The sequence below is a fragment of the Aromatoleum toluclasticum ATCC 700605 genome (genome assembly GCF_000378245.1).
Classification (GTDB): Bacteria; Pseudomonadota; Gammaproteobacteria; order Burkholderiales; family Rhodocyclaceae; genus Aromatoleum; species Aromatoleum toluclasticum.
Genome location: NZ_KB899491.1, coordinates 281128 through 306117, shown reverse-complemented (window position 1 = coordinate 306117; position 24990 = coordinate 281128). Strand labels below are relative to the sequence as shown.

Genomic DNA, 24990 nt, shown 5'->3' with positions numbered 1-24990 from the left:
GCCGTTCCAGCTGTTGTATTCGGCAGGTCGAGTAGATAGAGTCATATAAGCATTTAATAATTTATTTACACGACAGAGAGGAAGCTTCATGGAAGCGCGTATCACCACGACGGCCCTCGGGCTCCTGCTTGCCGCGGCGCCGGCATTTGCCCAGGAAGCCCAGAAAGTCAGCCTGATCGACCGCCCGGCCCCCACGCTCGAGGCGCTGCCGCACGACGCCTACGGCGAACTCGTGCGCTACGGCCACGAACTCACGACCCGCACTTTCGCGGTCATCGGGCCGGAAGTGCAGGATCGCAAGATGCGCCTGGCCGGCAACAACCTCGCCTGCACGTCCTGCCACCAGAACGACGCGACCAAACCCTACGCGATGCCATGGGTCGGGGTCGCCGCGACCTTCCCGCAGTATCGGGCACGCGAGGATGCGATCAGTTCGGTCGAGGAGCGCGTCAACGGTTGCATGGAGCGCAGCATGAACGGCCGGCCGCTGCCGCTCGACTCGCGCGAGATGAAGGCCTTCGCAAGCTACATCCACTACGTGTCCCGCGGCCTGCCGATCGGCGCGAAGCTGGAGGGTGCGGGCGCCAAGCCGATCAAGGCGCCCAACCGCCGCGCCGACCTCGCCGCCGGCGAGGCCGTGTACGCGAAGAATTGCGTCGCCTGCCACGGCATCGACGGACAGGGCCAGCGCCGCGGCAAGGTCGGCGACGCCGAGGGCTATGCGTTCCCGCCGCTGTGGGGCAAGGACACCTTCAACAACGGCGCCGGCATGAACCGCATGCTGACCGCTGCCGCCTTCATCAGGCACAACATGCCGCAGGGCACCACCCACCAGACCCCGGTTCTGAGCGACGACGAAGCCTTCGACGTCGCCGGCTACGTGCTGTCGAAGCCGCGCCCGATCAAGGCCGGCCTTGACAATGACTTCCCGGCACGCTGGAACAAGCCGGTGGATGCCGCCTTCCCGCCCTATGTCGACGGTGCCTCGGCCGACCAGCACCGCTATGGCCCCTATCCGCCCTTGCAGGACCTCGCGAAGCAGCGTGCCGACGCGCTGAAGACCGCCCGCGAAACCGCCGCGGCGCGCTGAGGTCCGGTTGCCCCGGTCCGCGGCGGGTCGAACTTCGCACCCGTCGCTCCCTCCAATATCTGCGTCCCGCCGGCACCGGCCGCAGCGGCGGCGGGCCGGGGGCGCTGTCGATGGAGGATTCCGCAATGCGCAGATTGCTTACAGTCCTGTTCACGGCCCTCATCACGGCCCTTCTCGCGACCGCCACCGGATGCGCGACAACCACGAAGGACGGCACGTCGTCCTCGAGCCCCTCGCGCGACAGCATGCGGGGCGGGGGCGGCGGCTACTGACAGAGGCATGGCGAGGGACCACGCGTCCGCTGTTTCGCACGAACGCCGTGGGGTGAGACAATGACGGATCACCCACGCGCTCCGCCGCCATGACCACCGACCCGCTCCTGCCGATCGCCGCCATCGTCTATCGCCCCTCCGACCACATCGAACCGGTGCTCCTCGAGGCCGCGCGCGCGCTCGCCGGCGCGGGCGTGCGGCTCGGCGGCATTCTGCAGCACGACATCCCGACGACAATCGACGATCCCTGCGGCATGGAACTTGAGGATCTCGCATCCGGCGAGCGCTTCGCGCTGTCGCAGGACCTGGGCAGCGGCTCCGAGGCCTGTCGCCTCGATCCGGATGCGCTCGCGCATGCCGCAGTCGCGGTGCGCGGTGCGCTCGAACACGGCGCGGAACTCGTATTCATCAACAAGTTCGGCGCGCAGGAAGTGAGCGGTGCGGGACTGCGGACCGAGATGGCGATGGCCGTGACAAGTGGCGTGCCGGTCATCACCGCCGTGGGCGAGCGCTTCCTTGCCGAATGGCAGCACTTCACCGGCGGCCAATCCACGCTTCTCGAACCCAGGGTCGAGGACATCCTCGCCTGGTGGCGTACGCTGCCAGCGCACGCCTGAAAAATGGAATGCCGCCCGGCCTGCGCGGCTTGCTGCATCGCGCCGTCGATCTCCAGCGCCATCCCCGGCATGGAAAACGGCAAGCCCGCGGGCGCGCGCTGCATCCAGCTCGACGAAGCCGACCGCTGCCGCCTCTTCGGCGATCCGCGCCGCCCTGCGGTATGCGGCAGCCTGGCGCCGAGTCAGCAAATGTGCGGCGCGCATCGCGAGGCGGCGATCCGCTGGCTGGGCGAACTCGAAGCACTCACTGCTCCCTGAGCGCCCCCTGAACCTTGCACGTCGCACTCTGCAACTGAATGCAATTTAACTTTCGTGCCACGGCCCGCGGGTATCATGCTCGGTTTCGTCCGGAAGCCAGCCCCCCGATCCATGGACCTGTCCCACTACCTCGTCGCACTGATCCTCGGCATCATTGAAGGTCTCACCGAATTCCTGCCGATCTCCTCGACCGGCCACCTGATCATCTTCGGCGATCTGCTCGGCTACAACGACGAAGCCAGCAAGGTGTTCAAGATCGTGATCCAGTTCGCGGCGATCCTCGCAGTGTGCTGGGATTATCGCGAGCGCCTGGTGCGCGTCGCGACCGGTGTCGTCAACAATCCCGGCGCCCGGCGCTTCGTCGGCCTGCTGATCGTGGGCTTCCTGCCCGCGGCCGTGCTGGGCGTGATGTTCCACTCGAAGATCAAGGAATTGCTCTTCAACCCGCTCACCGTCGCCACTGCGCTGATCATCGGCGGCTTCGTGATCCTGTGGCTGGAAAAGCGCAGCTACCATCCGCACATCAATGCCGTCGAGGAGATGCGCTGGCCCGACGCACTGAAGATCGGCTTCGCGCAGGCATTGGCGATGATTCCCGGCACCTCGCGCTCGGGCGCGACCATCATGGGCGGGCTGGTCTTCGGCCTGTCGCGCAAGACGGCCGCCGAGTTCTCGTTCTTCCTCGCGATCCCGACGATGTTCGCGGCGACCGTGTACGACCTCTACAAGGCGCGCGACCTGCTCCACGCCAGCGACCTGCCGGTGTTCGCGGTCGGCTTCGTCGCCTCCTTCGTCGCCGCGATGTGGGCGGTGAAGACCTTCATCCGCTTCGTGTCGAACCACACCTTCATCGCCTTCGCGTGGTACCGCATTGTCTTCGGCCTCATCGTGCTGGCGACGTGGAAGTTCGGCCTCGTCGCCTGGAGCGAGGCGTGAGCGACCGGAAAGCCGCCGTACGTGGTTAAACTAGGGGCTCCGTTCCTGCCCCTGCATACGCGATGATCATCTACCTGCACGGTTTCCGCTCCGCTCCCGCGTCGATCAAGGCGCAGGCACTGCAACGCCACATGCGTGCGAAGGGGCTGGACGAGGAATTCTGGTGCGGGCTGCTGCCGCCCGAGCCGGACGCCGCGATTGCGCTGGTCGAGCGCCGGATCGCGCGTTGCCGTGCGGAACGCCCCGAGGTCCCGCCCACGCTGGTCGGCAGCTCGCTGGGCGGCTACTACGCCACACACCTCGCCGAGAAGCACGACCTCAAGGCCGTGCTCGTGAATCCGGCCGTCGTCGCGCCGCTGTCGCTGGAAGCCTACGTCGGCCCGCAGACCAATCTGTACACGGGCGAAACCTTCGATTTCAAGCACGGCTACATCGCCCAGTTGCGCGCGATGGACGTCGCGACGATCGCGCGCCCGCAGAATTTCTGGCTGATGGTCGAGACCGGCGACGAGGTGCTGGACTACCGCGACGCCGTCGCGAAGTACGCCGGAGCGCGTCAGACGGTGCTCGAAGGCGGCGATCACGGCTTCTCGCGCTGGACGGACTACCTCGACGACGTGATCGCCTTCGCCGGGCTCGCCGCACGATGAGCGCGCCCGCCGACTTCGACGCGCGCCGCTTCAAGGCGCAGGAGCGCGCCGGTTTCAATCGCATCGCCGAACGCTACGCCGAAGGCGCCCACCTGCGCGCGGACCTCGCGACGGCGCTGCTCGACGCGGCGGACCTCGCACCGGGACAGACCGTACTCGATCTCGCCAGCGGCCCGGGGCTCCTCGCCCGCGACGCCGCTGCGCGCATCGCGCCCGGCGGCTGGGTGCTTGCGAGCGACATCGCCGACGGCATGCTCGCCGAAGGCGCCCGTCGCACGGCTGCCGAGGGCAAGGCCGGCGCGCTCGGCTTCGCCGCCGCCGACGCCGAACACCTGTGCCTGCCCGACGCGAGCTTCGACCGCGTGCTTGCCGGCCTCGCGCTCTTCATGTTCCCGCACCCGCAGCAGGCCCTCGCCGAGATGCGCCGCGTGCTGCGGCCGGGCGGACGGATCGCACTCTCCGTGTGGGGGCCGCGCGAGGCCGTGCCGCTGATTTCGCGCGCGCAGGACTGCATCGCCCGGATCCTCCCGCCGCCCAGGGTGGCCCGTCCCTCGGTGTTCCGCTTCGGCGAAGCCGCCACGCTGGCGGCCGCCCTGACCGGGGCGGGCTTCTCGGATGTGCGCATCGCGCCCTGCCCCTTCCATTGCCGCTTCACCGACGCGGAAAACTACTGGCAGGCCTTCCTCGACCTCGCCGGCGGCGCGGCCGAGGCCTTGTCGCGCCTGCCCGAAGCGACCCGGCACACCCTGCGCGCAGCCGTCGCGGCCGACCTCGAAGGCCATCGCAGCGCCGACGGCAGCAGCTACACCGTCGACGCCCTCGCGCTCGTCGCGACCGCCGTCGCATGAGCGCCGCCGCCGATTCGCACCGACGCCGCCAGGGCGTCATCGCGACGCTGATCGCCTTCACGATCTGGGGGCTGATGCCGCTCTACTTCAAGGCGGTCGGCAGCGTGTCGCCCGGCGAAATCGTCGCGCACCGCGTGCTCTGGTCGGTCGTGTTCCTCCTCGCGCTGCTCGCGCTGTGGCGCGGCTTCGACGGCCTGCGCCGCCTCGCCGCCCAACCGCGCCTGATCGGCCTGCTCGCGCTGTCCTCCACTCTCACCGGCAGCAACTGGCTGGTCTTCGTGTGGGCGATCTCGGCCGACAAGCTGCTCGAAGCGAGCCTCGGCTACTTCATCAATCCGCTGGTGAGCATCCTGCTCGGGCGACTGGTCCTGGGCGAACGCCTGCGACCGCTGCAGCAGGCCGCGGTCGCGCTCGCCTGCGCCGGCGTCGCGTGGCGCGTGTGGCAGGTCGGCACCCTGCCGTGGATCGCGCTCTTCCTCGCGATCACCTTCGGCCTGTACGGACTGCTGCGCAAGCGCGCCCCGGTCGATGCGATCAACGGCCTCTTCGTCGAGACCCTGGTCACCGCGCCGCTCGCGATCGGCTGGCTGGCCTGGCTCGCCAGCCGCGGCACCCTGCAGTTCGGCCAGGCGCTTGCCACCGACGCGCTGCTGCCGCTCGCCGGCGTGCTCACCGCCGTGCCGCTGATGCTGTTCGCGATCGGCGCGCAGCGCCTGCCGCTGTCGACGGTCGGCTTCGTGCAATACCTCGCGCCCAGCATTAATTTCCTGCTCGCGGTGTTCGTCTTCCACGAGCCCTTCGACGCCGGCCAGTTGGCGGGCTTCGCACTGATCTGGGCCGCACTCGCCGTCTATTCCGTGGACATGCTGCGGGCGAACCGCGCGACACGATAGTCGGCGCCCCCTCTGCGCCCGACGGTCGAATCCATTAAACTGTCGGGCTTGCTCTTGTATGGCGGTTCAGATGTTTGTGCTGTTCGAAGAGGATGGGGCCTTCAAGGCCGGCAGCATCCTCGCTGATAACGATTCCTCGCTGCAGGTCGAGACCTCCCACGGCAAGCGCGTGAAGCTGAAAGGCAGCCACGTGCTGATGCGCTTCCGCGAGCCGTCGCCGGGCGAACTGCTCAACCGCGCCGAAGCCGGCGCCGAGGAGCTGGACACCGCCTTCCTGTGGGAAGTGTGCGGCGACGACGAGTTCACCTTCGACGAGTTCGCCGCCGAATACCACGGCCACGCGCCGAACGCCGTCGAATCCGCCAGTGTCTTGCTGCGCCTGCACTCGGCACCGATCTACTTTCACCGCAAGGGCCGCGGCCGCTTCCGCAAGGCGCCCGCCGACATCCTGCAGGCCGCGCTCGCCGGCCTGGAGAAGAAGCGCCAGCAGGCCGAGGCGATCGAGCGCATGCGCGCCGAACTGGTCGCGGGCCGCATGCCGCCCGAGATCGCCACGATGCTGCCGCAGCTCCTCTACCGCCCGGACCGCAACCGCGTCGAGACCAAGGCCTTCGAAGCCGCGTGCGTCGATGCAGGGCTGTCTGCGCCGCGCCTGCTGCTCAACTGCGGCGCCCTCGCGTCGAGCTACGACTTCCACTACAACCGCTTCCTGTTCGAACACTTCGAGGACGGCACTGCCTTCCCGGCCTTCGACAAGCCGCTCGATCCCGCGGACCTTCCGCTCGCGCGGGTCGCCGCATTCTCGATCGACGACGCCACCACCACCGAGATCGACGACGCCTTCTCGGTGACACCGCGCGAAGGCGGCGGCTGGCGCATCGGCATTCACATCGCCGCACCCGCACTCGGCTTCGCGCGCGGATCCTCGCTCGACGCCATCGCGCGCCGGCGCCTGTCCACCGTGTACATGCCGGGCAACAAGATCACGATGCTGCCCGATGCCGTCGTCGAGACCTTCACGCTCGCCGCCGGCCGCGACTGCCCCGCCGTATCGCTGTACCTCGACGTCACTGCGGCGCTCGCCGTCCAGCGCCACGAAACCGTCGTCGAACGCGTGCCCATCGTCGCCAACCTGCGCCACCACGACATCGAGCCGCTGTTCAACGAACAGATCCTGCACGACCACGGCGACGGCCCGGACTTCCAGTGGAAGCGCGAGCTGACCCTGCTGTGGGATCTCGCCAACGTGCTCGAAGCCGGCCGCGGCAAGGCCGAGGACAACCGCAACCAGATCGACTTCAACTTCTACGTCGACTGGCAGACGCACACCGCGGACGGTCCCGGCCACGTCACCATCACCCAGCGCAAGCGCGGCTCGCCGCTCGACAAGCTGGTGGCCGAGATGATGATTCTCGCCAACTCCACCTGGGGCAAGCTCCTCGACGAAGCCGGCATCCCCGGCCTGTACCGCGTGCAGAGCGGCGGCAAGGTGCGCATGTCCACCGCCGCCGGCCCGCACGACGGCCTCGGCGTGGACTGCTACGCGTGGTCGAGCTCGCCGCTGCGCCGCTACGTTGACATGGTCAACCAGTGGCAGATCGTCTCGGTGCTGCGCGACGAAGCGCCCGCGTTCGCGCCGAAATCCGCCGACCTGATGGCGGCGATGCGCGACTTCGACGTCACTTACGCCGCCTACGCCGACTTCCAGCGCCAGATGGAGCGCTACTGGTGCCTGCGCTGGCTGCGCCAGCAACCCGGCGTCGCCGTCGACGGCAAGGTGTTGCGCGACAACCTCGTACGCCTCGATGCGATCCCGCTGATGGTCAAGGTGCCCTCGCTGCCGGTCATGCTGTCGGGCACGCGCGTGCGCCTGACGGTCGAGCACAGCGACCTGCTCGACGTCGACATCAGCGCACGCTTCGTCGAGATGCTCGCCGAGCCCGATCCCGACGAAGCTGCAGACGCAGCGCTCGAAGGCAACTGAACACCGGACGGCATGGACCGCAACAACGACCTTCGCACCCCGCACACGGCCGGCGGCCCGGCACGCCCCGCGGGCATGACCGCCGCTCCCCTGCCCGCCGGACGCGCAAGCGGAGTCCTGCAGGGCGACATCCTGCTCGCGATCGCCTTCCTGCTGTCCGTCGCGATCCATGCCCTGGTGCTGTCGGTCGGCTTCAGCATGGACCGCGGGCCGCGGCCGCGCGAACTCGACCGCGGACTGGAGGTCGTGCTGGTCAACGCGCGCCACGCCCGTGCCCCGGAAAAGGCCGACGTCCTCGCCCAGGCGAACCTCGATGGCGGCGGCAACAGTGAGCAGAACGCACGGCCGAAGTCGCCGCTGCCGCCCCAACCCACCCAACGCGACGGCGACACCCTCACGGAGTCCCACAAGCGTACTTCGGATCGCAGCGCCGCGCGCCCCGAGGTCATGACGGCGCAGAAGTCGGCAGTGCAGACCCAGGCCGCCGTGCAGCAGCCCGACCCGGCCGCCATCGACCCCAAGCCCTCGGGCCTCGACCTGCTCGACAGCGCAGCCGCCGCCGCGCGCCTCGAGGCCGAGATCGACCGCAAGCTCGACGAGTACGCCAAGCGGCCGCGCCGGAAGTTCATCGGCGCGAAGGCCAAGGAATACCGCCTCGCACAGTACGTGGAAGACTGGCGCCAGAAGATCGAGCGCGTTGGCACCCTCAACTACCCCGATGCCGCTCGCGGGCGCCTGTACGGCAGCCTGCTGCTGCTCGTCGCAATCCGCGCGGACGGGTCGGTCGAGCGCATCGAGGTGCAGCGCTCGTCGGGCGAACCCGTGCTGGACGAGGCCGCCAAACGCATCGTCACGCTCGCCGCCCCCTTCTCCGCCTTCCCGAACGACATCCGCACCGACACCGACATCGTCGAGATCGTCAGGACTTGGACCTTCACCAACGCCGACCGGCTTACCGCCAACTAGACACGCCCATGGACCGCTACGCCGTCATCGGAAACCCCATCGCCCACAGCAAGTCCCCGGTGATCCACACGGCGTTCGCAGCCCAGACCGCGCAGACGCTGACTTACGAGGCGCTGCTCGCGCCGCTCGACGGCTTCGCCGCGACGGTCGCCGACTTCCGCGCCGCCGGCGGGCGCGGCTGCAACGTCACGGTCCCGTTCAAACTCGAAGCCTTCGCCCTCGCGCAGCGCCGCTCGCCGCGCGCGCAGGCCGCCGGGGCCGTGAACACCCTCAAGTTCGACGCGGAAGGCATCTACGGCGACAACACCGACGGCGCGGGCCTCGTGCGCGACCTCACGCACAACCTCGACTGCCCGCTCGCCGGCCGCCGCATCCTGTTGCTCGGTGCAGGCGGCGCCGCACGCGGAGTGATGCTACCCCTGCTGTCCGCCGGCCCTGCCGGCCTCACGCTCGCGAACCGCACCGTCTCGCGCGCCGAGGCACTCGTCGCCGAATTCACCGCTGCCGCCGGCGACACGCCGCTCGCAGCCGGCAGCTTCGCGGACCTCGCCGGCTCGCAGTTCGACGTCGTCATCAACGCGACCGCCGCAAGCCTCGCCGACGAGGCGCCCCCGCTGCCGCCCGGCCTGTACACCCCGGGCGCGCTGGCCTACGACATGATGTACGGGCGCGGCGACACCCCCTTCCTCGTCGCCGCCCGCAATGACGGCGCGGCTCGCCTTGCCGACGGCCTCGGCATGCTCGTCGAGCAGGCTGCAGAAAGCTTCCTGCTGTGGCGCGGCGTACGCCCCGCCACGGGCCCGGTCCTCGCCGGACTGCGACGCCAGATCGAAGGCAGATGAAGACGCTCCTGCGGCGCGCCGGCTGGGTGGGCGTGGCGCTCATCGCCGTCTTCCTGCTGTACCAGGTCTGGATCTTCGCGCTGGTCCTGTGGTGGAGCCACTTCAACCCGTCCAGCACCAGCTTCATGGACATCCGCCGCGACGAGCTGCAGGAGAAGCGCCCCGATGCCGAGTTGCGCCACGAGTGGGTGCCCTACGAACGCATCTCCGTCAACCTCAAGCGCGCCGTGATCGCCGCGGAGGACGACAGCTTCGTCGACCATGAGGGTTTCGACTGGGAAGGCATCCAGCGCGCGCTGGAGAAGAACCAACGCAAGGGCCGCGCGGTGGCGGGCGGCTCGACGATCAGCCAGCAACTCGCGAAGAACCTGTTCCTGTCGCCGACGCGCAGCTACTTCCGCAAGGCGCAGGAAGCGGTCATCACCGTGATGATCGAGGTCGTGTGGAGCAAGCGTCGCATCCTCGAGGTGTATCTCAACGTCGTCGAGTGGGGCACCGGCATCTTCGGTTGCGAAGCGGCCGCCCGCCGTTACTACGGCATTCCCGCCGGTCGGCTGGGTCCCGACGAGGCCGCGCACCTCGCAGTGATGCTGCCCAACCCGCGCAAGTACGAGAAGCAGTTCGGCCCGCGGCTGGCAGCCCACGCGTCACGCATCCGCGGGCGCATGGCCTACGCCCAGGTGCCCTGAACGCGGCCTCCGGGGCCGCGCGACAGCGGGCGGCTGACGCGTTGCAACATTTTCGGCTTTCCGGGGTCGCAAGAGCATCGCGAAATCCGTAGAATTCGCGCCTTACGACCGAACCCCACACCACCCGGAGGCGCCGATGAGCGAGCAGGACGAACGCCACCCGGACGACATCCAGCAGCACCTGCGCGAAGTCCAGGAGCTGCTGGCACGCCACAAGGTGGTGGAAGATCTCGTCCATCGGCAGGACATGCCCCGCCACGAGCTGGTGGAGAACCTCGTCCACAAGCAGCACGTCGCCGAACTCCAGACCAAGCTCGATTCGCTGCACCCCGCGGACATCGCCTACATCCTCGAGGCGCTGCCGCACCAGGACCGCCTCTTCGTGTGGGACCTCGTCAAGGCCGAGCGCGACGGCGACATCCTGCTGGAAGTCTCCGATGCGGTGCGCGAGTCCCTCATCGAGACGATGGACCCGCACGAGCTCAAGGCCGCGGCGGAGACCCTCGACGCCGACGAGCTCGCCGACCTCGCGCCCGACCTGCCGCCCGAGGTCATGCTGGACGTGTTCCAGTCCCTCGACAGCGAGGAGCGCGAACAGCTGCGCGCGGCGATGTCCTTCCCGGAGGAATCGGTCGGCGCGCTGATGGACTTCGACATGGTGACGGTCCGCGAGGACGTCACGCTCGAGGTCGTGCTGCGCTACCTGCGACGCTTCGACGAGCTGCCGGACCACACCGACAAGCTCTTCGTGATCGACCGCGAAGACCACCTGAAAGGCATCCTGACGCTTGAATCGCTGCTCATCAACGACCCCGAGATGGTCGTCGTCGAGGTCATGCACCGGGAAAACGTCATCAGCTTCGAACCCGAGGACGAAGCCGACGACGCGGCCCAGGCCTTCGAGCGCTACGACCTTGTTTCCGCGCCGGTGATCGACGCCGAGAAGCGCGTCATCGGCCGCCTGACCGTCGCCGACGTGGTCGATTTCATCCGCGAGGAATCCGAACACGAGATCCTCAGCCAAGCCGGTCTGCGCGAGGAGGAAGACATCTTCGCCTCCGTATGGGATTCGGTGAAGAACCGCTGGGCGTGGCTGGCGATCAACCTCGTCACCGCCTTCGTCGCCTCGCGCGTGATCGGCGCCTTCGAGGGCTCAATCGAGAAGCTGGTCGCGCTGGCCGCGCTGATGCCCATCGTCGCCGGCATCGGCGGCAACTCGGGCAACCAGACGGTCACGATGATCGTACGCGCGATCGCGATGGGCCAGGTCGAACAGACCGCGATGCAACGCCTGATGCGCAAGGAGATGGGCGTCGCGCTGGTCAACGGACTTCTGTGGGGCGGGCTGCTCGGAATCCTCTCATGGTTCCTTTACGGCAGCGCGTCGCTCGGCGCGGTGATGACTGCCGCGATGACCCTGAACCTGCTCCTCGCGGCCTGTGCGGGCGTGCTGATCCCGATGGTGCGCCTGCGCTTCGGTGCCGACCCGGCCATGGGCGGCTCCGTATTGATCACCGCCCTCACCGATTCGGGCGGCTTCTTCATCTTCCTCGGGCTGGCGACGCTGTTCCTGCTGTAGGACGCCTGCCCCTTCGGGGGAGGGGCTTCAGCCGCGAAAGGGCGCCAATTTTCCTGTGGGAGCGGCTTCAGCCGCGAATCAGCCCGGCAACGGGCGATACCGCCCATTCGCGGCTAAAGCCCCTCCCACATAGCCGCGCGCCCCTCAGCCCACCCGTCCAAATACCTCGCGCGCCGCCGCAATCGTCGCCTCGATATCGGCAGCCGTGTGTGCCGCCGACACGAAGCCCGCCTCGAAGGCGGAGGGTGCGAAGTAATGGCCCGCCTCCAGCATCGCGTGGAAGAAGCGGTTGAAGGTGTCGCGATCCGAGGCCATCACTTCCGTATACGAACGCGGCACGCGCGCGGCGAAGTACAGCCCGAACATGCCGCCGACCGAATCGGCGCAGAAGCTCACGCCGGCATCGAGCGCGGCCGCCGAAAGCCCCTCCACGAGCTGCGTCGCACGCGCAGCGAGCTTGTCGTAGAAGCCCGGCTCGCGCACGAGCTTGAGCGACGCCAAGCCCGCCGCCACCGCGACCGGACTGCCCGACAGCGTGCCGGCCTGATACACCGAACCCAGCGGCGCGATGTGGTTCATGATGTCGCGGCGCCCGCCGAAAGCGCCCACCGGCATGCCGCCGCCGATCACCTTGCCCAGCGTCGTGAGATCCGGCGTGATGCCGTAAAGGCCCTGCACGCCCTGCGCCCCGACGCGGAAGCCGGTCATGACTTCGTCGAAGATCAGCACCGCACCGTACTTCGTGCACAGCTCGCGCAGCCCTTCGAGGAATCCCGGCAGCGGCTTGATCAGGTTCATGTTGCCCGCGACCGCCTCGACGATCACCGCAGCAACCTCGTTGCCACGCGCCTTGAAGACGTCTTCGATCTGCCCCAGATCGTTGTAGTCGAGCACGATCGTGTGCTTCGCGAAGTCCGCCGGCACGCCGCCCGACGACGGATTGCCGAAGGTCAGCAGGCCCGAGCCCGCCTTCACCAGCAGGCTGTCGGCGTGACCGTGATAGCAGCCCTCGAACTTGATGATCGCATCACGTCCGGTGAAGCCGCGCGCCAGACGGATCGCGCTCATCGTCGCCTCGGTGCCCGAACTCACCAGCCGCACCATGTCGATCGACGGCATCAGCTCGCAGATCAGCTCCGCCATCTCGACTTCGGCTTCGGTCGGCGCGCCGAAGGACAGCCCGCGCAGGGCCGCTTCGCGCACCGCCTCGACGATGGCCGGGTGGGCGTGACCGGTGATCGCCGGCCCCCACGAGCCGACGTAGTCGATGTAGTCCTTGCCGTCCGCATCCCATACGCGCGCGCCCTGCGCACGCTCGATGAAACGCGGCGCACCGCCGACCGAGCGGAAGGCCCGCACGGGCGAATTGACGCCACCGGGGATGGTTTTCTGGGCACGCTGGAAGAGGACTTCGTTCTTGCTCGTCATGTCGGTTTGCACTCGTCGATTGGCAAAGAGGAAAGAGGAAAGTGTTTGAAAAGGGGAGCTGCTGGAAAACGGCGGCGAACCGCCCGGGAGACTCAGCCGGACAGCCCGAAGGCCGCTCGATACGCGGCCGCGCGGCCGCCCGGATCGGGATGATCGAAAACGTCGGAGATCACCGCCAGCAGGTCGGCTCCGGCAGCGATCGCCTGCGGCGCATTGTCCAGCGTGATGCCGCCGATCGCCGCGACCGGCAGCTTCAGCTCACGGCGCGCTCGGGTCAGCAGTTCCAGCGGCGCATGCACTGCGGCGGGCTTGGTCGGCGATGCGAACACCGCACCGAAGGCGACGTAGTCGGCTCCCGCGGCGGTCCCCTCCTCCGCCCTCGCCCATTCGTTGTAGCAGGTCACGCCGAGGATGCGCTCCGGTCCCAGCGCAGCGCGCGCCGCACGCAGATCGCCGTCGTCGCGCCCGAGATGCACGCCGTCCGCCCCCACCGCGAGGGCGAGTTCCAGGCTGTCATTGACGATGAAGGGCACACCGGCCTCGCGGCACAGCGCCGCGATCGCCGCCGCCTGCCGGCGCCGCAGCGATGCATCGGCATCCTTGCTGCGGTACTGCAGCAAGGCGGGCCGCCCCGCGAGGGCGCGCCGGACCCCGATCAGCAGGGCCGCACTGTCGGTCGTGTCGGGAGTGATCAGATACAGGCCGCGCAAGGCGTCGTCACGCTTTGCCATCGTCATCCTCGTTCGCCCTCGCCCAGAAAAACCGGTCCGGAATGGCCATGCCCATGCCCGGCCGATACCCGCCGGACAGCGCCTGCCAAGTGAATTCCTGCGCCTCGCGCACCGCCTCGGCCACCGTCATGCCGTGCGCCAGCGCGCCCACGAGCGCGGCGGCCAGTGTCGCGCCGGCGCCGAGGAAGCGGCCCGGCAGGCGCTCCCATGCATCCGTGCGCACGACGCCCTCGCGCCCCACCAGCACGTTGATGAGCTGCGGCCCGGGCTCGCCCGCGCCGGTCAGCAGCACGTACTCCACGCCCCGTCCGAGCACGCGCGCGATCGCATCCGCAAGCGACAGGGCGTCGTCCTCATCCTCGCCCGCGTCTTCATCGTCGGCCTCGTCCTCGCCCACGTCCGCGCTCGCGCCCTCGAAGAGCTCGCCGAGTTCCCCGAACTCGTCGGCGTCGACGGCCTCGCCGCCCTCGTCGTCACCCTCATCCGGGGGCGTCAAGGCGGCCAGCTGCAACACCTCGCTGCGGCTCGCGACCAGCACCGTCACGTGCGGGAGCACCAGCTCCACGAGCGCCGCCAGCATGTCCTCGCCCGCGGCGTCCTCGCCATCCACGATGGACAGCGCCGGTTCCAGCACCAGCGGGACATCGGGATAATCGGAAAGAATCTCGGCGATCGCGGCAACATTCTCGACGCTGCCGAGCATGCCCAGCTTGAAGGCCTGAACCGGGATGTCCTCGAGCAAGGCGCGCGCCTGCGAATCGACGGCGTCGGCATCCAGCGCCAGCAGCTCCTCGACGCCGCGCGTGTCGCGCACCGAGATCGCCGCCACGACGGACAGGGGATGACATCCCATGCTCGCCAGCGTCAGGACATCCGACTGGAGGCCGGAGCCGGCAGTCGCGTCGCTGGTCGCAAAGCACAGCACGACAGGGGGAACGGCGGTAAATCCGAGGGGCATGTGGGAATCTGCCGGCTACGCCAGACGCCTGTTCTGGCACGGCAGGAAAAATGCGGTAAGATGCGGCGGATTTTACAGCCAATTCGCCCGGAGCATGCTTATAGATGGCCAATACGCGCCCCCATACCGGAAGCATCCGGCGCGCGCGCTCATCGGCCACCCCGGCGGGCGCCGTTGCGCCTGCGGCAAGGTCGCGGCCCCGGCCACGAAAGGGAAAGCAAGTATGCACCTCGCATGCAGCCGGTTCGAAGCCGCGCCTTCGCAGCATGCTCAGAACGACATGCGGATATGCCGCCGCACCAGACCGGACGGCCTGTCGCAGCGGGTGCGCGATGCAGCACCGCGCGCGCTGCGGCCACGCCGGCCCCGCCAGCAAGGATTGATGCCATGGATCTGACCGGACTCAAGGTGATGGTGATCGACGACAGCAACACCATCCGCCGCAGCGCCGAGATTTTTCTCACGAACTCCGGCTGCCAGGTGCTGCTGGCCGAAGACGGATTCGACGCACTCGCGAAGATCGCCGACCATCATCCCGATGTGATCTTCGTCGACATCATGATGCCGCGCCTCGACGGCTACCAGACCTGCGCGCTGATCAAGAAAAACGCGCAGCTCGCCGCGACGCCGGTGATCATGCTGTCGTCCAAGGACGGCCTGTTCGACCGCGCACGCGGCCGCATGGTCGGTTCCGACGAATACCTCACAAAGCCCTTCACCAAGGACAGCCTGCTCAAGGCGGTCGCGACCCATGCCGCCCGCAAGGCCGGCACGAATCATTGACTGGAGCCTCAACGCAATGCCGATCAAGAAAATACTCGTGGTCGACGATTCTCCGACCGAGCGCCTCGCCCTGACCGAACTGCTGACCGCCAAGGGCTACCAAGTCGTCACCGCAGAAAGCGGCGAGGACGCCATTGCGCGCAGCAAGAGCGAAAAACCCGATCTCATCCTGATGGACGTCGTCATGCCCGGCATGAACGGCTACCAGGCCACGCGCACTATCTCGCGCGACGAGGCGACGAGCGGCATCCCGATCATCATGTGCACCAGCAAGGGGCTCGAGACCGACCGCATATGGGGCATGCGCCAGGGCGCGCACGACTACCTCGTCAAGCCCGTCGATCCGGTCGACCTCATCGCGCGCATCCAGGCGCTGGGCTGACGCCCGATGACCAAGCGACTCAGCCTGCGCGAATTCCAGGAAGACCTGGTGCGGCGCTTTGCCGAAGCACAAAGCGGCAACCGCCGCGCACTGCTGGGTGTGCGGGCGGGGCGCGAAAACTGGCTGATCAACCTCACCGACAGCGGCGAGATCCTGCCCGCTCCGCCGCTGGCATCCGTACCGCTCACACACGAGTGGTTTCGCGGCCTCGCGAACGTGCGCGGCACCTTGTTCAGCGTCGTCGACCTCTCCGCCTTCCACAACGGTCCGATCACCGTTCCTGGCGGACCGGCGCGCCTGCTGCTGGTCGGCGCTCGGCACGGCACGAACTGCGCACTGCTGATTTCGAACGCCCTCGGGCTGCGCAACCCGGACGACTTCCGTACCGATCCCGGCGGCGGCGCAGACGAGCGACCATGGGTCGCCGAGCGCCTGTTCGACGCCCGCGAGCAGCAGTGGTTGCGGCTCGACGTGCCGACGCTGCTTGCGCACCGCGGCTTCCTCCAGGCCGGACTCGAGTGAGCACGCACGCCCCTCCTTACGGCAACTTTCACGGCAACCCATCATCCGATCTCGCGGAGCACACACCATGGCCCTCAAGCTTCCGACGCTGAACTTCAAGAAAAAGAAGAAGGCTGACGCGGAAGGCGCGCCAATCGCCACCACGATCATGGAGGCGGCCCCGCCTCGGCGCAGTCCCGAACCCGCTGCGTCCAAGGGCGCAGCGAAGCGGTCCAACGGCTCCGCCAACCGGTTCGGCATGCTCGCCACGATCTTCGCGGCGGCATCCTTCGCAGGTCTGGGTCTGCTCTACTACCAGTACCGCCAGTCGGGCAACGCCACGGCCTACATCGCAGCGGCGGGCGAAATGGAAACCACGTCGCAGCGCATCGCCAAGTCTGCCCAGCTCGCCCTACAGGGCAACGCACAGGCCTTCGCCGAGCTGCGCACGAGCACGAACCGCTTCACCAGTCTGCTGGAAGCGCTCGCCAACGGCGGCAACATCGAAGGTCGCGACCTCCCGGCCGCGCCCGCAGGCGTCCAGCCACAGGTGGAAGGCCTCGCGGCGAAATGGCGCCCCACCGCCGAACTCGCCAACCAGTTGATCGCCCAGGAAAAAAATCTCCTCGTGCTCAACCAGTCGGTGGCCACGATCAACCAGCAGAACGAGTCCCTGTACGAACAGGCACGGCAGATCGTACACACCCGGCTCGGAAGCAACGCACGCGATGTTTCGGCCGCCACCACCAGCGTCGTGCTGACCCAGCGCATCGCGAAGAACGCGAATGCGCTGCTGGTCGCCAACGCGATCGATCCGGAAACCGCCTTTGCGCTCGGCAAGGATGCGAAGTCGCTCACCGAGGTTATCAACGAGCTGCGCACGACGATCACCGACACCGAGGGACGGCGTCGCGTGAATGAATTCGCGACCGGCGCGACCGAGACCCTGGATGCCGTCGACGACATCCTGCAGCACATCCAGACCCTCGTGCAGGCGAAGAAGGCCGGCAGCGACATCTTCGGCGTGTCCGAACCCCTGTCGACCAGCGCGCGCGAGCTCTCCGCCGCCCTGTCCGGCACCACCGGCGGTTTCTCCCCCGCCACGCTCGGCATCGCGCTTGCCGCGGTCATCGGCCTCATCGCGCTGAGCCGCATGGCACAGGTGAACAACCGCGAACTCGCCGCGCGCCAGCACGAAGCGGAGCAACATCAGCGCAGCGCCGAAAACGAGCGCAACCTCGCGCAGCAGGCGATCCTGCGCCTGATGAACGAAATGGGCGACCTCGCCGACGGCGACCTGACCGTGCGCACCACGGTTTCGGAAGACATCACCGGCGCGATCGCCGACTCGGTCAACTACACCATCGAGGAACTCTCGGTGCTCGTGCGGCGAATCAACGACGCCGCGACGCGCGTGACCCAAGCGACCGAATCCGCGCAGAAGACCTCCACCGAACTGATTGGCGCAACCGAACGGCAGTCGCGCGAGATCGAGGAGGTCGGCAGCACCGTCGAACAGATGGCCAAGACCATGACGGAATCGTCCGAACGCGCCCTGCGCTCCGCCCAGGTCGCACGCCGCTCGCTGGAATCCGCGCGCAAGGGCGCGGGCGCGGTGGAGAACACCATCAAGGGCATGAACGGCATCCGCGAGCAGATCCAGGAAACGTCGAAGCGGATCAAGCGCCTCGGCGAATCCTCGCAGGAGATCGGCGAGATCGTCGAACTGATTTCCGACATTACCGAACAGACCAACGTCCTCGCGCTGAACGCCGCAATCCAGGCGGCCTCGGCAGGCGAAGCGGGCCGCGGCTTCACCGTCGTTGCGGAAGAAGTGCAGCGCCTCGCGGAACGCTCCGCCGAGGCGACCAAGCAGATCGCGGCGATCGTGAAGACGATTCAGACCGACACCAAGGACGCTGTCGGCTCGATGGAAAACGCGACCCGCGACGTGGTCGAGGGTGCCCAGCTGTCCGACGCCGCGGGCCAGGCGCTGGCCGAGATCGGCGAGGTCTCGACCGAGGCCGCGCGCCTCATCGAACAGATTTCCAGCGACACGCAGCACCAGGCCGCCACCGCGACCCGCGTCGCCGCAACCATGAAGGAAATTCTCGCGATCACCGAACAGACCGCGAACGGCACGCGCCAAACCGCGGTCTCGGTCGGCCAGCTCGCCGACCTCGCGGTCGAACTCAAGGGCTCGGTATCGGGCTTCAAGGTCTGACGCACTCGCCCCTCGCTCGGGAACCGGCCATGACGCACCCCTCTGAACTGGATCTGGGCCCACTCACCTGGGTCAAGAACGAAATCGACCTGGCGCTCACGCGGGCCGACGAATCGCTCGAACAGGCGCTGTCAGCGTCCGATGCGCCCGTACGCGTGCAGTTCGCGCTGACCCACCTGCACCAGGTGCGCGGCGCGCTCTCGATCGTCGGGCTGGACGGCCTCACCCAGTTCGCCTCCTCGCTCGACCAGTCGCTCGGGCTGTTTGCCCGGGGCGAGCGCCCTATCGACGCCGCCGCCATCACCCTCGCACGGCGCGCGCTCGCGACGATGGGCAACTATCTCGAAGAGCTCGTGCATGGCACGCCCGACCAGCCGCTGCGCCTGCTGCCGCTGTACCGGGAAATCGGCGCCATCCGCAACACGGACCCGGTTTCGCCGGCGGAGCTGTTCTTCCCCGACCTCACGCAACGTCCGCCACGCCGGCAGCTCGCGAGCATCACGCTGTCCGACGACGCCCGTCTGGGGCAACTTCGGGCGCAGCGCGCACTGTTCCAGCGCGGCCTGCTCCAGTGGCTGCGCACCGCGAACGACCCCGCGGGCCCCGCGGCCATGCTCGACGCAGTCAAGGGCATGGAGGTACTGCATACCGGCACCCCCGTCACCAACCTGTGGTACGCCGCGCAGGCCTTCCTCGAAGCCCTCGTAAACGGCGACCTTCGGGCCCAGCCTGAAGTCAAGCGCCTGTGTTCGCAGCTCGACGCACAGCTCAAGCGGCTGGCCGAAGTGCCGGCCGCAGTACCGGAACGCTTCATCCGCGAACTGCTGTACTGGACCGCGCAGGCTCCGGCGCGCACCGCCCAGCAACAGGCCGTGCGCGACACCTGGCACCCGCACGCCCTGATCCCCGAGGCGGGCTCGACTGTCAGCGTCACGCCACTCGCGCCGCTGCTCAGGTCGCTGCAGACCTTGATGGCCGCCACCAAGCACGCCTGGGACGAGTTCTCGGAAGGTCATGCAGCCGCCTTGCCGCGCTTCGCCAGCAGTCTCGCCGACCTTGCCGCCCAAGCGCCACAACTCGGCCGACCCGCGCTCGACCGCCTGCTCGAAGCCCTGATCGAGTTCGTCCGCTGGCTGCGCAAGGATCCGCTGCAGAATACCGACAAGGTCGCCATCGAGGTCGCCACGGCACTGCTGCTCGTCGAAGGGGCGCTCGACCGCGTCGTGCCGGACACCGGCTTCTCCACCCAGGTTGCCGACACCGTCAGCCGCCTGGGCGCGGTCACCCGCGGCGAGGCCGTCGAGCCCGCCGAGCATTCGCCGACGGTCGAGACCGCGCGCCGCCTGCACGAACGCGAGGCCGTCGGTCAGCTGGCACGGGAAATCCTTTCCAGTCTGGCGCAGGTCGAACAGATCCTCGACGACTTCTTCCGCAATCAGCAAAAGCGCGCGCCGCTCACGAACCTCGCGACCCCGCTCAAGCAGGTCGAAGGAGCGCTCACCCTGATCGGCGACCCCGATGCGATCGCGCTCGTGCACGACGCCGCAACGACGGTCGCCCGACTCGCGGAAACCGACGCCACGCCCGAATCCGGTCAATTCGAGGGACTCGCGCAACGGCTTTCGGCCCTGGGATTCTACGTCCAGGCCCTGCAACACGGCCCGGCAAGTCTCCAGCCCTTCCTCGATCCGGCCACCCGACGCGAACGGACCTCCGCCGAGGCACCCGCCCTCAGGATCGACCTGCCGCGCTTCGCCGAAGAGATTCCGCCAGCGGCGAAGGCCGGCCCGGCTGCAGCCCCCGCCGTGGCGCCGATCGCGCAGCCCTTCGCAGCACTGGAACCGGCCGTCGAAGAGTCCGCAGCGGCGCCCGATGTGCCCGCGACTGCGGCAAGTGAAATTCTGCCGGCAGAGGAGGCCACGACCGAGCCCTCCGTGCCCATCGAGGAAGTCGAAACCGATCTCAACTTCCAGCCGCCGCTCGAACCCGCCGAACCCGCCGCACCCGAGATCCGCATCGACTTCGCGCCGATCGAGTTACCGCCCGAAACACCGGCGCCCGCTCCAGCGGCCCCGCAGGCAGCCCCTGCCTCCGCACCGGTCGCACCGGCGCCGAGCGCTGCGGAAATCGACGCGGAACTGCTCGAAATCTTCATCGAGGAAGCCCACGAAGTCCTCGCCAACGTCGCCGAACAGCTCGATCTCCTGCGCACGGCACCGGGCAACGTCGAGCACCTCACGTCGATCCGGCGCGGCTTTCACACCCTCAAGGGGAGCGGCCGCATGGTCGGCCTGCGCGATCTCGGCGAAGCCGCATGGGGCGTGGAACAAACGCTCAACCGCTGGCTGCAGCTGGAATGGCCCCCCACTCCGGCCCTCCACCACCTCCTCGGGGACGCAGGCCAGGTCTTCTCCGAGTGGGTTTCGGACCTGGAGGCCGGAGGCAACCAGGCACGCGATGTCGCCGCCCTGATGGCCGAGGCCGAACGCCTGCGCGGCAGCGACACGCCGATCAGCGAACCGGCGCCCCAGGCGATCCCGACGTCCGCAGCCGAGCCCGTCGCAGCAGAGGAAGCCGCTCTCGGCTTCGCGACGCTCGAACAGGCCGAGAGCGGCGAGATCCTGCCCGTCGCAGCGCCCGCGGCCGAAGAGGAGATCGCCGTCGAGGAATCGCTCGAAGCGCTGGAACTCGAAGACCTGGGCGAAGAGATCGCGCTCGAGGCGCTGGAAGCCGGTGAAGGCACCGAGTCCGCTATCGCGATTGAATACGTGCCGGAGACGAGCCCGCTCGCAGCGCTCGAGACGGCCGGCGAGATCCCCCTGACGGAAGAAACCCGGTCGATCGAGGAACTGTCCCTCGAACCCGGCGCGGAGCAATCGGCCGAACACGAGCCTGTTCCCGCTCCGGTCGCCGAGGAAACGTTCGTCCTGGAGGAACTCGAAGAGGCGCCGTCGGCCGGAATCGGCGGCGAATTCGAATTTCCGCTCGAGCTTGGCGAGGAACTGCCCGCCCCGCCCGCCGCCGGAACGGGCGGAGAGGCCGCAACCACGGCCGCCTCGGAGGACATCGAACTTCCGCCTACGGTCGAACTGGCCGCAGCGGCCGAAGAGCAGATCACACTCGAGACCCCGCCCGAATTCGAACTCCCCTCCGTGGTCGAGGAGCTTCCCTCATTCGACGAAACCGTCGCGCTCGAGCAGACGGCCGGGGTAGAGGCGCCCCTCGAGCTGCCCGAGACGACAGAAGCCGCGGAAACGGAAAGAGTCGAGGAACTGGCGGAGCTCGAAGAACTGGCCGAATTCGAGGAGGTAGTGGATCTCGAGGACACGATCGATCTCGAGGAAGCCGTCGAACTGGAGGAAACCCTCCCGGCGGAAACGCCCGCCGTCGCCGGGTCTGTCGACCTCGAGAAAGCCGACGCCCTCGAAATGCCCCTCGTCGCGGAAGGTGGCGTTGCAGCCGAAGCGCCGGAGGAACCGCAAGCGCCCGCCGTCGTCGCCGAAGACATTGAAGAAGCAACCGTCGACCTCGAGGAAACCGAGGCGCCGATCGAACGCGACGTCGTGTACGTCGGCGACAACGAGATCAGCCGCCCCCTCTACGACCTGTATCTCGGCGAGGCACGGCACCACCTGGGCACCCTGCGGGACGAACTCCGCCGCCTCGCGGCCAATCCGACCCTGATCCCGGCCGAGGCCGCATTGCGCGCCGCGCACACGCTCGCCGGCATCTCCGGCACCACGCGCCTGATGAGCGTGCAGGCGCTCGCCCGCGCGCTCGAACACGCGATCGAGCGCCTGCGCGAGAGCGCCCACCCGCCGACCGAGGAACAGTCGGCGGTCATGAAGAGCTCCAACGACACGCTCGAGGCGATGGTCGCCCAGATCGCGCTGCGCCAGATGCCGCTCGAGGTCCCCGAACTGACCGAGCAACTCGACGGCATCGGCCGCACGATCGCGCTCGATGCCGACTTCGAGGCCGAAGTCGGCATCGAGGAGGCGGCGCCCGAACGGCCGTCCGCCGCAGCGGAAGCCGCGGAGGGCGCGACCCACGCGGCGACGGTCGCCGACGACCTCGACGAGCAGCTCCTGCCGGTCTTCCTCGACGAGGGTGCGGAGCTGCTCGCCGACCTGCACGCGACGCTGCGGCGCTGGAGCAGCGGCGACGCCTCGTCCGATCACGCGAAGGCAACGGCCCGCCTGCTGCACACGCTGAAGGGCAGTGCGCGCATGGCCGGAGCAATGAGCCTCGGCGAACATGTGCACCAGCTCGAATCGCAACTTGAGGCGGGCCGTGAGGCCGGGCGCGATGCCGTCGAACTGATGGACGAGCTGCTCGGCGGGCTGGACCACACCGAGCGGATGATGAGCGCACTCACCGGCGCTCCGGCCCCTGTTGCTGCAACCACCAGTGGAGCAGCCGAAGTCGCGGTCTCCCTCGCGGCACCCGAAACGGTGCCGACAGAGGGCGAAGGCAGCGCGACGGCCACGCTGCGGGTGCGCGCCGACACCGTCGACCGCTTCGTCAACGAAGCCGGCGAGATCGGCATCGCACGCACGCGCATTGCCGGCGAGCTGCGCACGCTGCGCCGCTCCCTGCTGGACCTGACCGAAAACGTCATCCGCCTGCGCAACCAGCTGCGCGAGGTCGAGATCCAGGCCGACGTGCAGATGCAGTCGCGCATCGCCCACACCGGCACCCACGAGGGGGAATTCGACCCGCTGGAGATGGACCGCTACACCCGCCTGCAGGAACTCACGCGGATGATGGCGGAGAGCGTCGGCGACGTCACGACCGTGCAGCAGAGCCTGCTGCGCAACCTCGACGGCGCCGAACTCGCACTGAGCAGCCAGGCCCGCCTGTCGCGCGACCTGCAGCAGGCGCTGATGCAGGTGCGCATGGTGCCCTTCGACAGCCTCGCCGACCGCCTCTACCGCGTGACGCGCCAGACGGCCAAGGACCTCGGCAAGCGCGCGAACCTCGACCTGCGCGGCGGGCGCATCGAAATCGACCGCAGCGTGCTCGAACACATCACCGCTCCGCTCGAACACCTGCTGCGCAACGCCATCGCACACGGCATCGAGAACCCCGATGTGCGCCGCGCGGGGGGCAAGAACGAAATCGGCCAGATTACGCTGAGCGTCAGCCAGGAAGGCAACGAAATCGCGATCAGCCTCTCCGACGACGGGTCGGGACTCGATTACGAGCGGATCGCCGAACGGGCCCGTGCACACGGCCTGCTCGGGCCGGCCGAAATCGCCGACGAGCGCCGCCTGACGAACCTTATCTTCCTGCCCGGCTTCTCGACCGCCAGCAACGTATCGACCGTGTCCGGCCGCGGGGTCGGCATGGACGTCGTGAAGTCCGAGACCGCAGCGGTCGGCGGGCGCATCGACATCCGCTCGACGCACGGCGCCGGTACGGAATTCCGCATTTACCTGCCGCTCACGCTGGCCGTGACGCAGGCCCTGCTGGTCAGCGCGGGCGGGCGCACGTTCGCGATTCCGTCGAGCATGGTCGCCCAGGTGCTGGAGCTGAAGGTAGGCGGGCTGCAGGAGCTGCGCGCCGCCGGCGGCACGGACTGGCAGGACATCCACTTCAACTATCGCTACCTGCCACGCCTGCTCGGCGACCCGACGAGCCAGCCCGAGGAGCAGCGCTTCAACTGGGTGCTGCTGCTGCGTGCCGGCGCCCAGACGCTCGCGCTGCACGTCGATGCCCTGCGCGGCAACCAGGAAATCGTCGTCAAGAACGCCGGCCCGCAACTCGCGCGCGTCGTCGGCATCTCCGGCGCAACGGTATTGGGCGACGGAGAGATCGTGCTGATCCTCAACCCCGTCGCACTCGCCAGCCGCGGCCTCGCGGAGACCGCCGAATCGCTCGCAGGGGCGACACCGGGGACGACGCAACCGGCCGAGGCAGCGGCGGTCCAGCCGACCGTGATGGTCGTCGACGACTCGCTGACGGTGCGCAAGATCACCGGCCGCCTGCTGGAACGCGAAGGCTACCGCGTGATCACGGCCAAGGACGGCGTCGACGCGCTGGAGCGCCTGATCGAGTCGGTGCCCGACCTGATCCTGTCGGACATCGAGATGCCGCGCATGGACGGCTTCGACCTGCTGCGCAACATCCGCTCCGATGCGCGCACGCGCGACGTGCCGGTGATCATGATCACCTCGCGCCTGGCGGACAAGCACCGTCAGCTCGCCGAGAAGATCGGCGCCAACGAGTATCTCGGCAAGCCCTACGAGGAAGGCGAGCTGCTCGCCCTGCTGCAGCACTACACCGCGAAGGCGCCCGTGGAGGCCTGAGCGGGGAAAAAGGCGCGCCACCCGCGCGGTAGGGCAGGATGGAATCCC

Annotated in this window: 21 protein-coding genes; 18 read left to right on the top strand and 3 right to left on the bottom strand. The window is 68.4% G+C overall.

Features of this window, described 5'->3' with window-relative positions:
* Nucleotides 1–88: 88 nt before the first annotated feature.
* The 13 genes from F464_RS0101455 (at nucleotide 89) to mgtE (ending at nucleotide 11624) form a co-directional block, all read left to right on the top strand.
* Nucleotides 89–1090, top strand: coding sequence for a c-type cytochrome (locus tag F464_RS0101455; RefSeq protein ID WP_018987989.1), 1002 nt, complete (start codon nucleotides 89–91; stop codon nucleotides 1088–1090).
* A 125-nt stretch (nucleotides 1091–1215) separates the two neighbouring features.
* On the top strand, nucleotides 1216–1362 hold the full coding sequence (locus F464_RS30780) for a hypothetical protein (protein ID WP_018987988.1): 147 nt from the start codon (nucleotides 1216–1218) through the stop codon (nucleotides 1360–1362).
* Nucleotides 1363–1451: 89 nt separating this feature from the next.
* Complete coding sequence (locus tag F464_RS0101445; protein WP_018987987.1) at nucleotides 1452–1979, top strand: DUF2478 domain-containing protein; 528 nt, start codon at nucleotides 1452–1454, stop codon at nucleotides 1977–1979.
* Nucleotides 1980–1982: 3 nt separating this feature from the next.
* Nucleotides 1983–2237, top strand: coding sequence for a YkgJ family cysteine cluster protein (locus F464_RS0101440; protein WP_018987986.1), 255 nt, complete (start codon nucleotides 1983–1985; stop codon nucleotides 2235–2237).
* Nucleotides 2238–2348: 111 nt separating this feature from the next.
* On the top strand, nucleotides 2349–3173 hold the full coding sequence (locus F464_RS0101435; RefSeq protein ID WP_018987985.1) for an undecaprenyl-diphosphate phosphatase: 825 nt from the start codon (nucleotides 2349–2351) through the stop codon (nucleotides 3171–3173).
* A gap of 62 nt (nucleotides 3174–3235) precedes the next feature.
* Nucleotides 3236–3823 (top strand): YqiA/YcfP family alpha/beta fold hydrolase, encoded by a 588-nt coding sequence (locus tag F464_RS0101430; RefSeq protein WP_018987984.1) that lies wholly within the window; start codon nucleotides 3236–3238, stop codon nucleotides 3821–3823.
* On the top strand, nucleotides 3820–4671 hold the full coding sequence (locus tag F464_RS0101425) for a class I SAM-dependent methyltransferase (protein WP_018987983.1): 852 nt from the start codon (nucleotides 3820–3822) through the stop codon (nucleotides 4669–4671). The genes F464_RS0101430 and F464_RS0101425 overlap by 4 nt, the downstream gene beginning before the upstream one ends.
* Nucleotides 4668–5564 carry an EamA family transporter RarD gene (gene rarD, locus F464_RS0101420; RefSeq protein ID WP_018987982.1) on the top strand — a complete coding sequence of 299 codons (897 nt, stop codon included), beginning with the start codon at nucleotides 4668–4670 and terminating at the stop codon, nucleotides 5562–5564. The genes F464_RS0101425 and rarD overlap by 4 nt, the downstream gene beginning before the upstream one ends.
* 70 nt (nucleotides 5565–5634) lie before the next feature.
* Nucleotides 5635–7548, top strand: coding sequence for a ribonuclease catalytic domain-containing protein (locus F464_RS0101415; protein ID WP_026295649.1), 1914 nt, complete (start codon nucleotides 5635–5637; stop codon nucleotides 7546–7548).
* A gap of 12 nt (nucleotides 7549–7560) precedes the next feature.
* On the top strand, nucleotides 7561–8514 hold the full coding sequence (locus F464_RS0101410; protein WP_018987980.1) for an energy transducer TonB: 954 nt from the start codon (nucleotides 7561–7563) through the stop codon (nucleotides 8512–8514).
* Nucleotides 8515–8522: 8 nt separating this feature from the next.
* Nucleotides 8523–9356 carry a shikimate dehydrogenase gene (gene aroE, locus F464_RS0101405; RefSeq protein WP_018987979.1) on the top strand — a complete coding sequence of 278 codons (834 nt, stop codon included), beginning with the start codon at nucleotides 8523–8525 and terminating at the stop codon, nucleotides 9354–9356.
* Nucleotides 9353–10045 (top strand): monofunctional biosynthetic peptidoglycan transglycosylase, encoded by a 693-nt coding sequence (gene mtgA, locus F464_RS0101400; protein ID WP_018987978.1) that lies wholly within the window; start codon nucleotides 9353–9355, stop codon nucleotides 10043–10045. The genes aroE and mtgA overlap by 4 nt, the downstream gene beginning before the upstream one ends.
* A 136-nt stretch (nucleotides 10046–10181) precedes the next feature.
* Nucleotides 10182–11624 (top strand): magnesium transporter, encoded by a 1443-nt coding sequence (gene mgtE, locus F464_RS0101395; RefSeq protein WP_018987977.1) that lies wholly within the window; start codon nucleotides 10182–10184, stop codon nucleotides 11622–11624.
* Nucleotides 11625–11768: 144 nt separating this feature from the next.
* Here the strand turns inward: mgtE and hemL are convergent, their stop codons facing one another.
* The 3 genes from hemL to thiD all read right to left on the bottom strand — a co-directional run bounded on the left by hemL (nucleotide 11769) and on the right by thiD (nucleotide 14741).
* A complete protein-coding gene (gene hemL / locus F464_RS0101390) occupies nucleotides 11769–13052 on the bottom strand; it encodes a glutamate-1-semialdehyde 2,1-aminomutase (RefSeq protein WP_018987976.1) in 1284 nt (427 codons plus the stop codon).
* A gap of 92 nt (nucleotides 13053–13144) precedes the next feature.
* Entirely contained in the window at nucleotides 13145–13789 is a 645-nt protein-coding gene (gene thiE / locus F464_RS0101385) for a thiamine phosphate synthase (protein ID WP_018987975.1), read from the bottom strand.
* Nucleotides 13770–14741, bottom strand: a complete 972-nt coding sequence (thiD, locus tag F464_RS0101380) for a bifunctional hydroxymethylpyrimidine kinase/phosphomethylpyrimidine kinase (RefSeq protein WP_018987974.1) — start codon at nucleotides 14739–14741, stop codon at nucleotides 13770–13772. The genes thiE and thiD overlap by 20 nt, the downstream gene beginning before the upstream one ends.
* 387 nt (nucleotides 14742–15128) lie before the next feature.
* Between thiD and F464_RS0101375 the strand changes: the two genes are divergently transcribed.
* The 5 genes from F464_RS0101375 (at nucleotide 15129) to F464_RS0101355 (ending at nucleotide 24942) form a co-directional block, all read left to right on the top strand.
* On the top strand, nucleotides 15129–15524 hold the full coding sequence (locus F464_RS0101375; protein WP_018987973.1) for a response regulator: 396 nt from the start codon (nucleotides 15129–15131) through the stop codon (nucleotides 15522–15524).
* A 16-nt stretch (nucleotides 15525–15540) separates the two neighbouring features.
* Nucleotides 15541–15906, top strand: coding sequence for a response regulator (locus F464_RS0101370; RefSeq protein ID WP_018987972.1), 366 nt, complete (start codon nucleotides 15541–15543; stop codon nucleotides 15904–15906).
* 6 nt (nucleotides 15907–15912) lie between these two features.
* Entirely contained in the window at nucleotides 15913–16428 is a 516-nt protein-coding gene (locus F464_RS0101365; RefSeq protein WP_018987971.1) for a chemotaxis protein CheW, read from the top strand.
* A 67-nt stretch (nucleotides 16429–16495) separates the two neighbouring features.
* A complete protein-coding gene (locus tag F464_RS0101360; RefSeq protein WP_018987970.1) occupies nucleotides 16496–18631 on the top strand; it encodes a methyl-accepting chemotaxis protein in 2136 nt (711 codons plus the stop codon).
* Between the two features lie 29 nt (nucleotides 18632–18660).
* Nucleotides 18661–24942, top strand: a complete 6282-nt coding sequence (locus F464_RS0101355; RefSeq protein WP_018987969.1) for a hybrid sensor histidine kinase/response regulator — start codon at nucleotides 18661–18663, stop codon at nucleotides 24940–24942.
* Nucleotides 24943–24990: the final 48 nt, after the last annotated feature.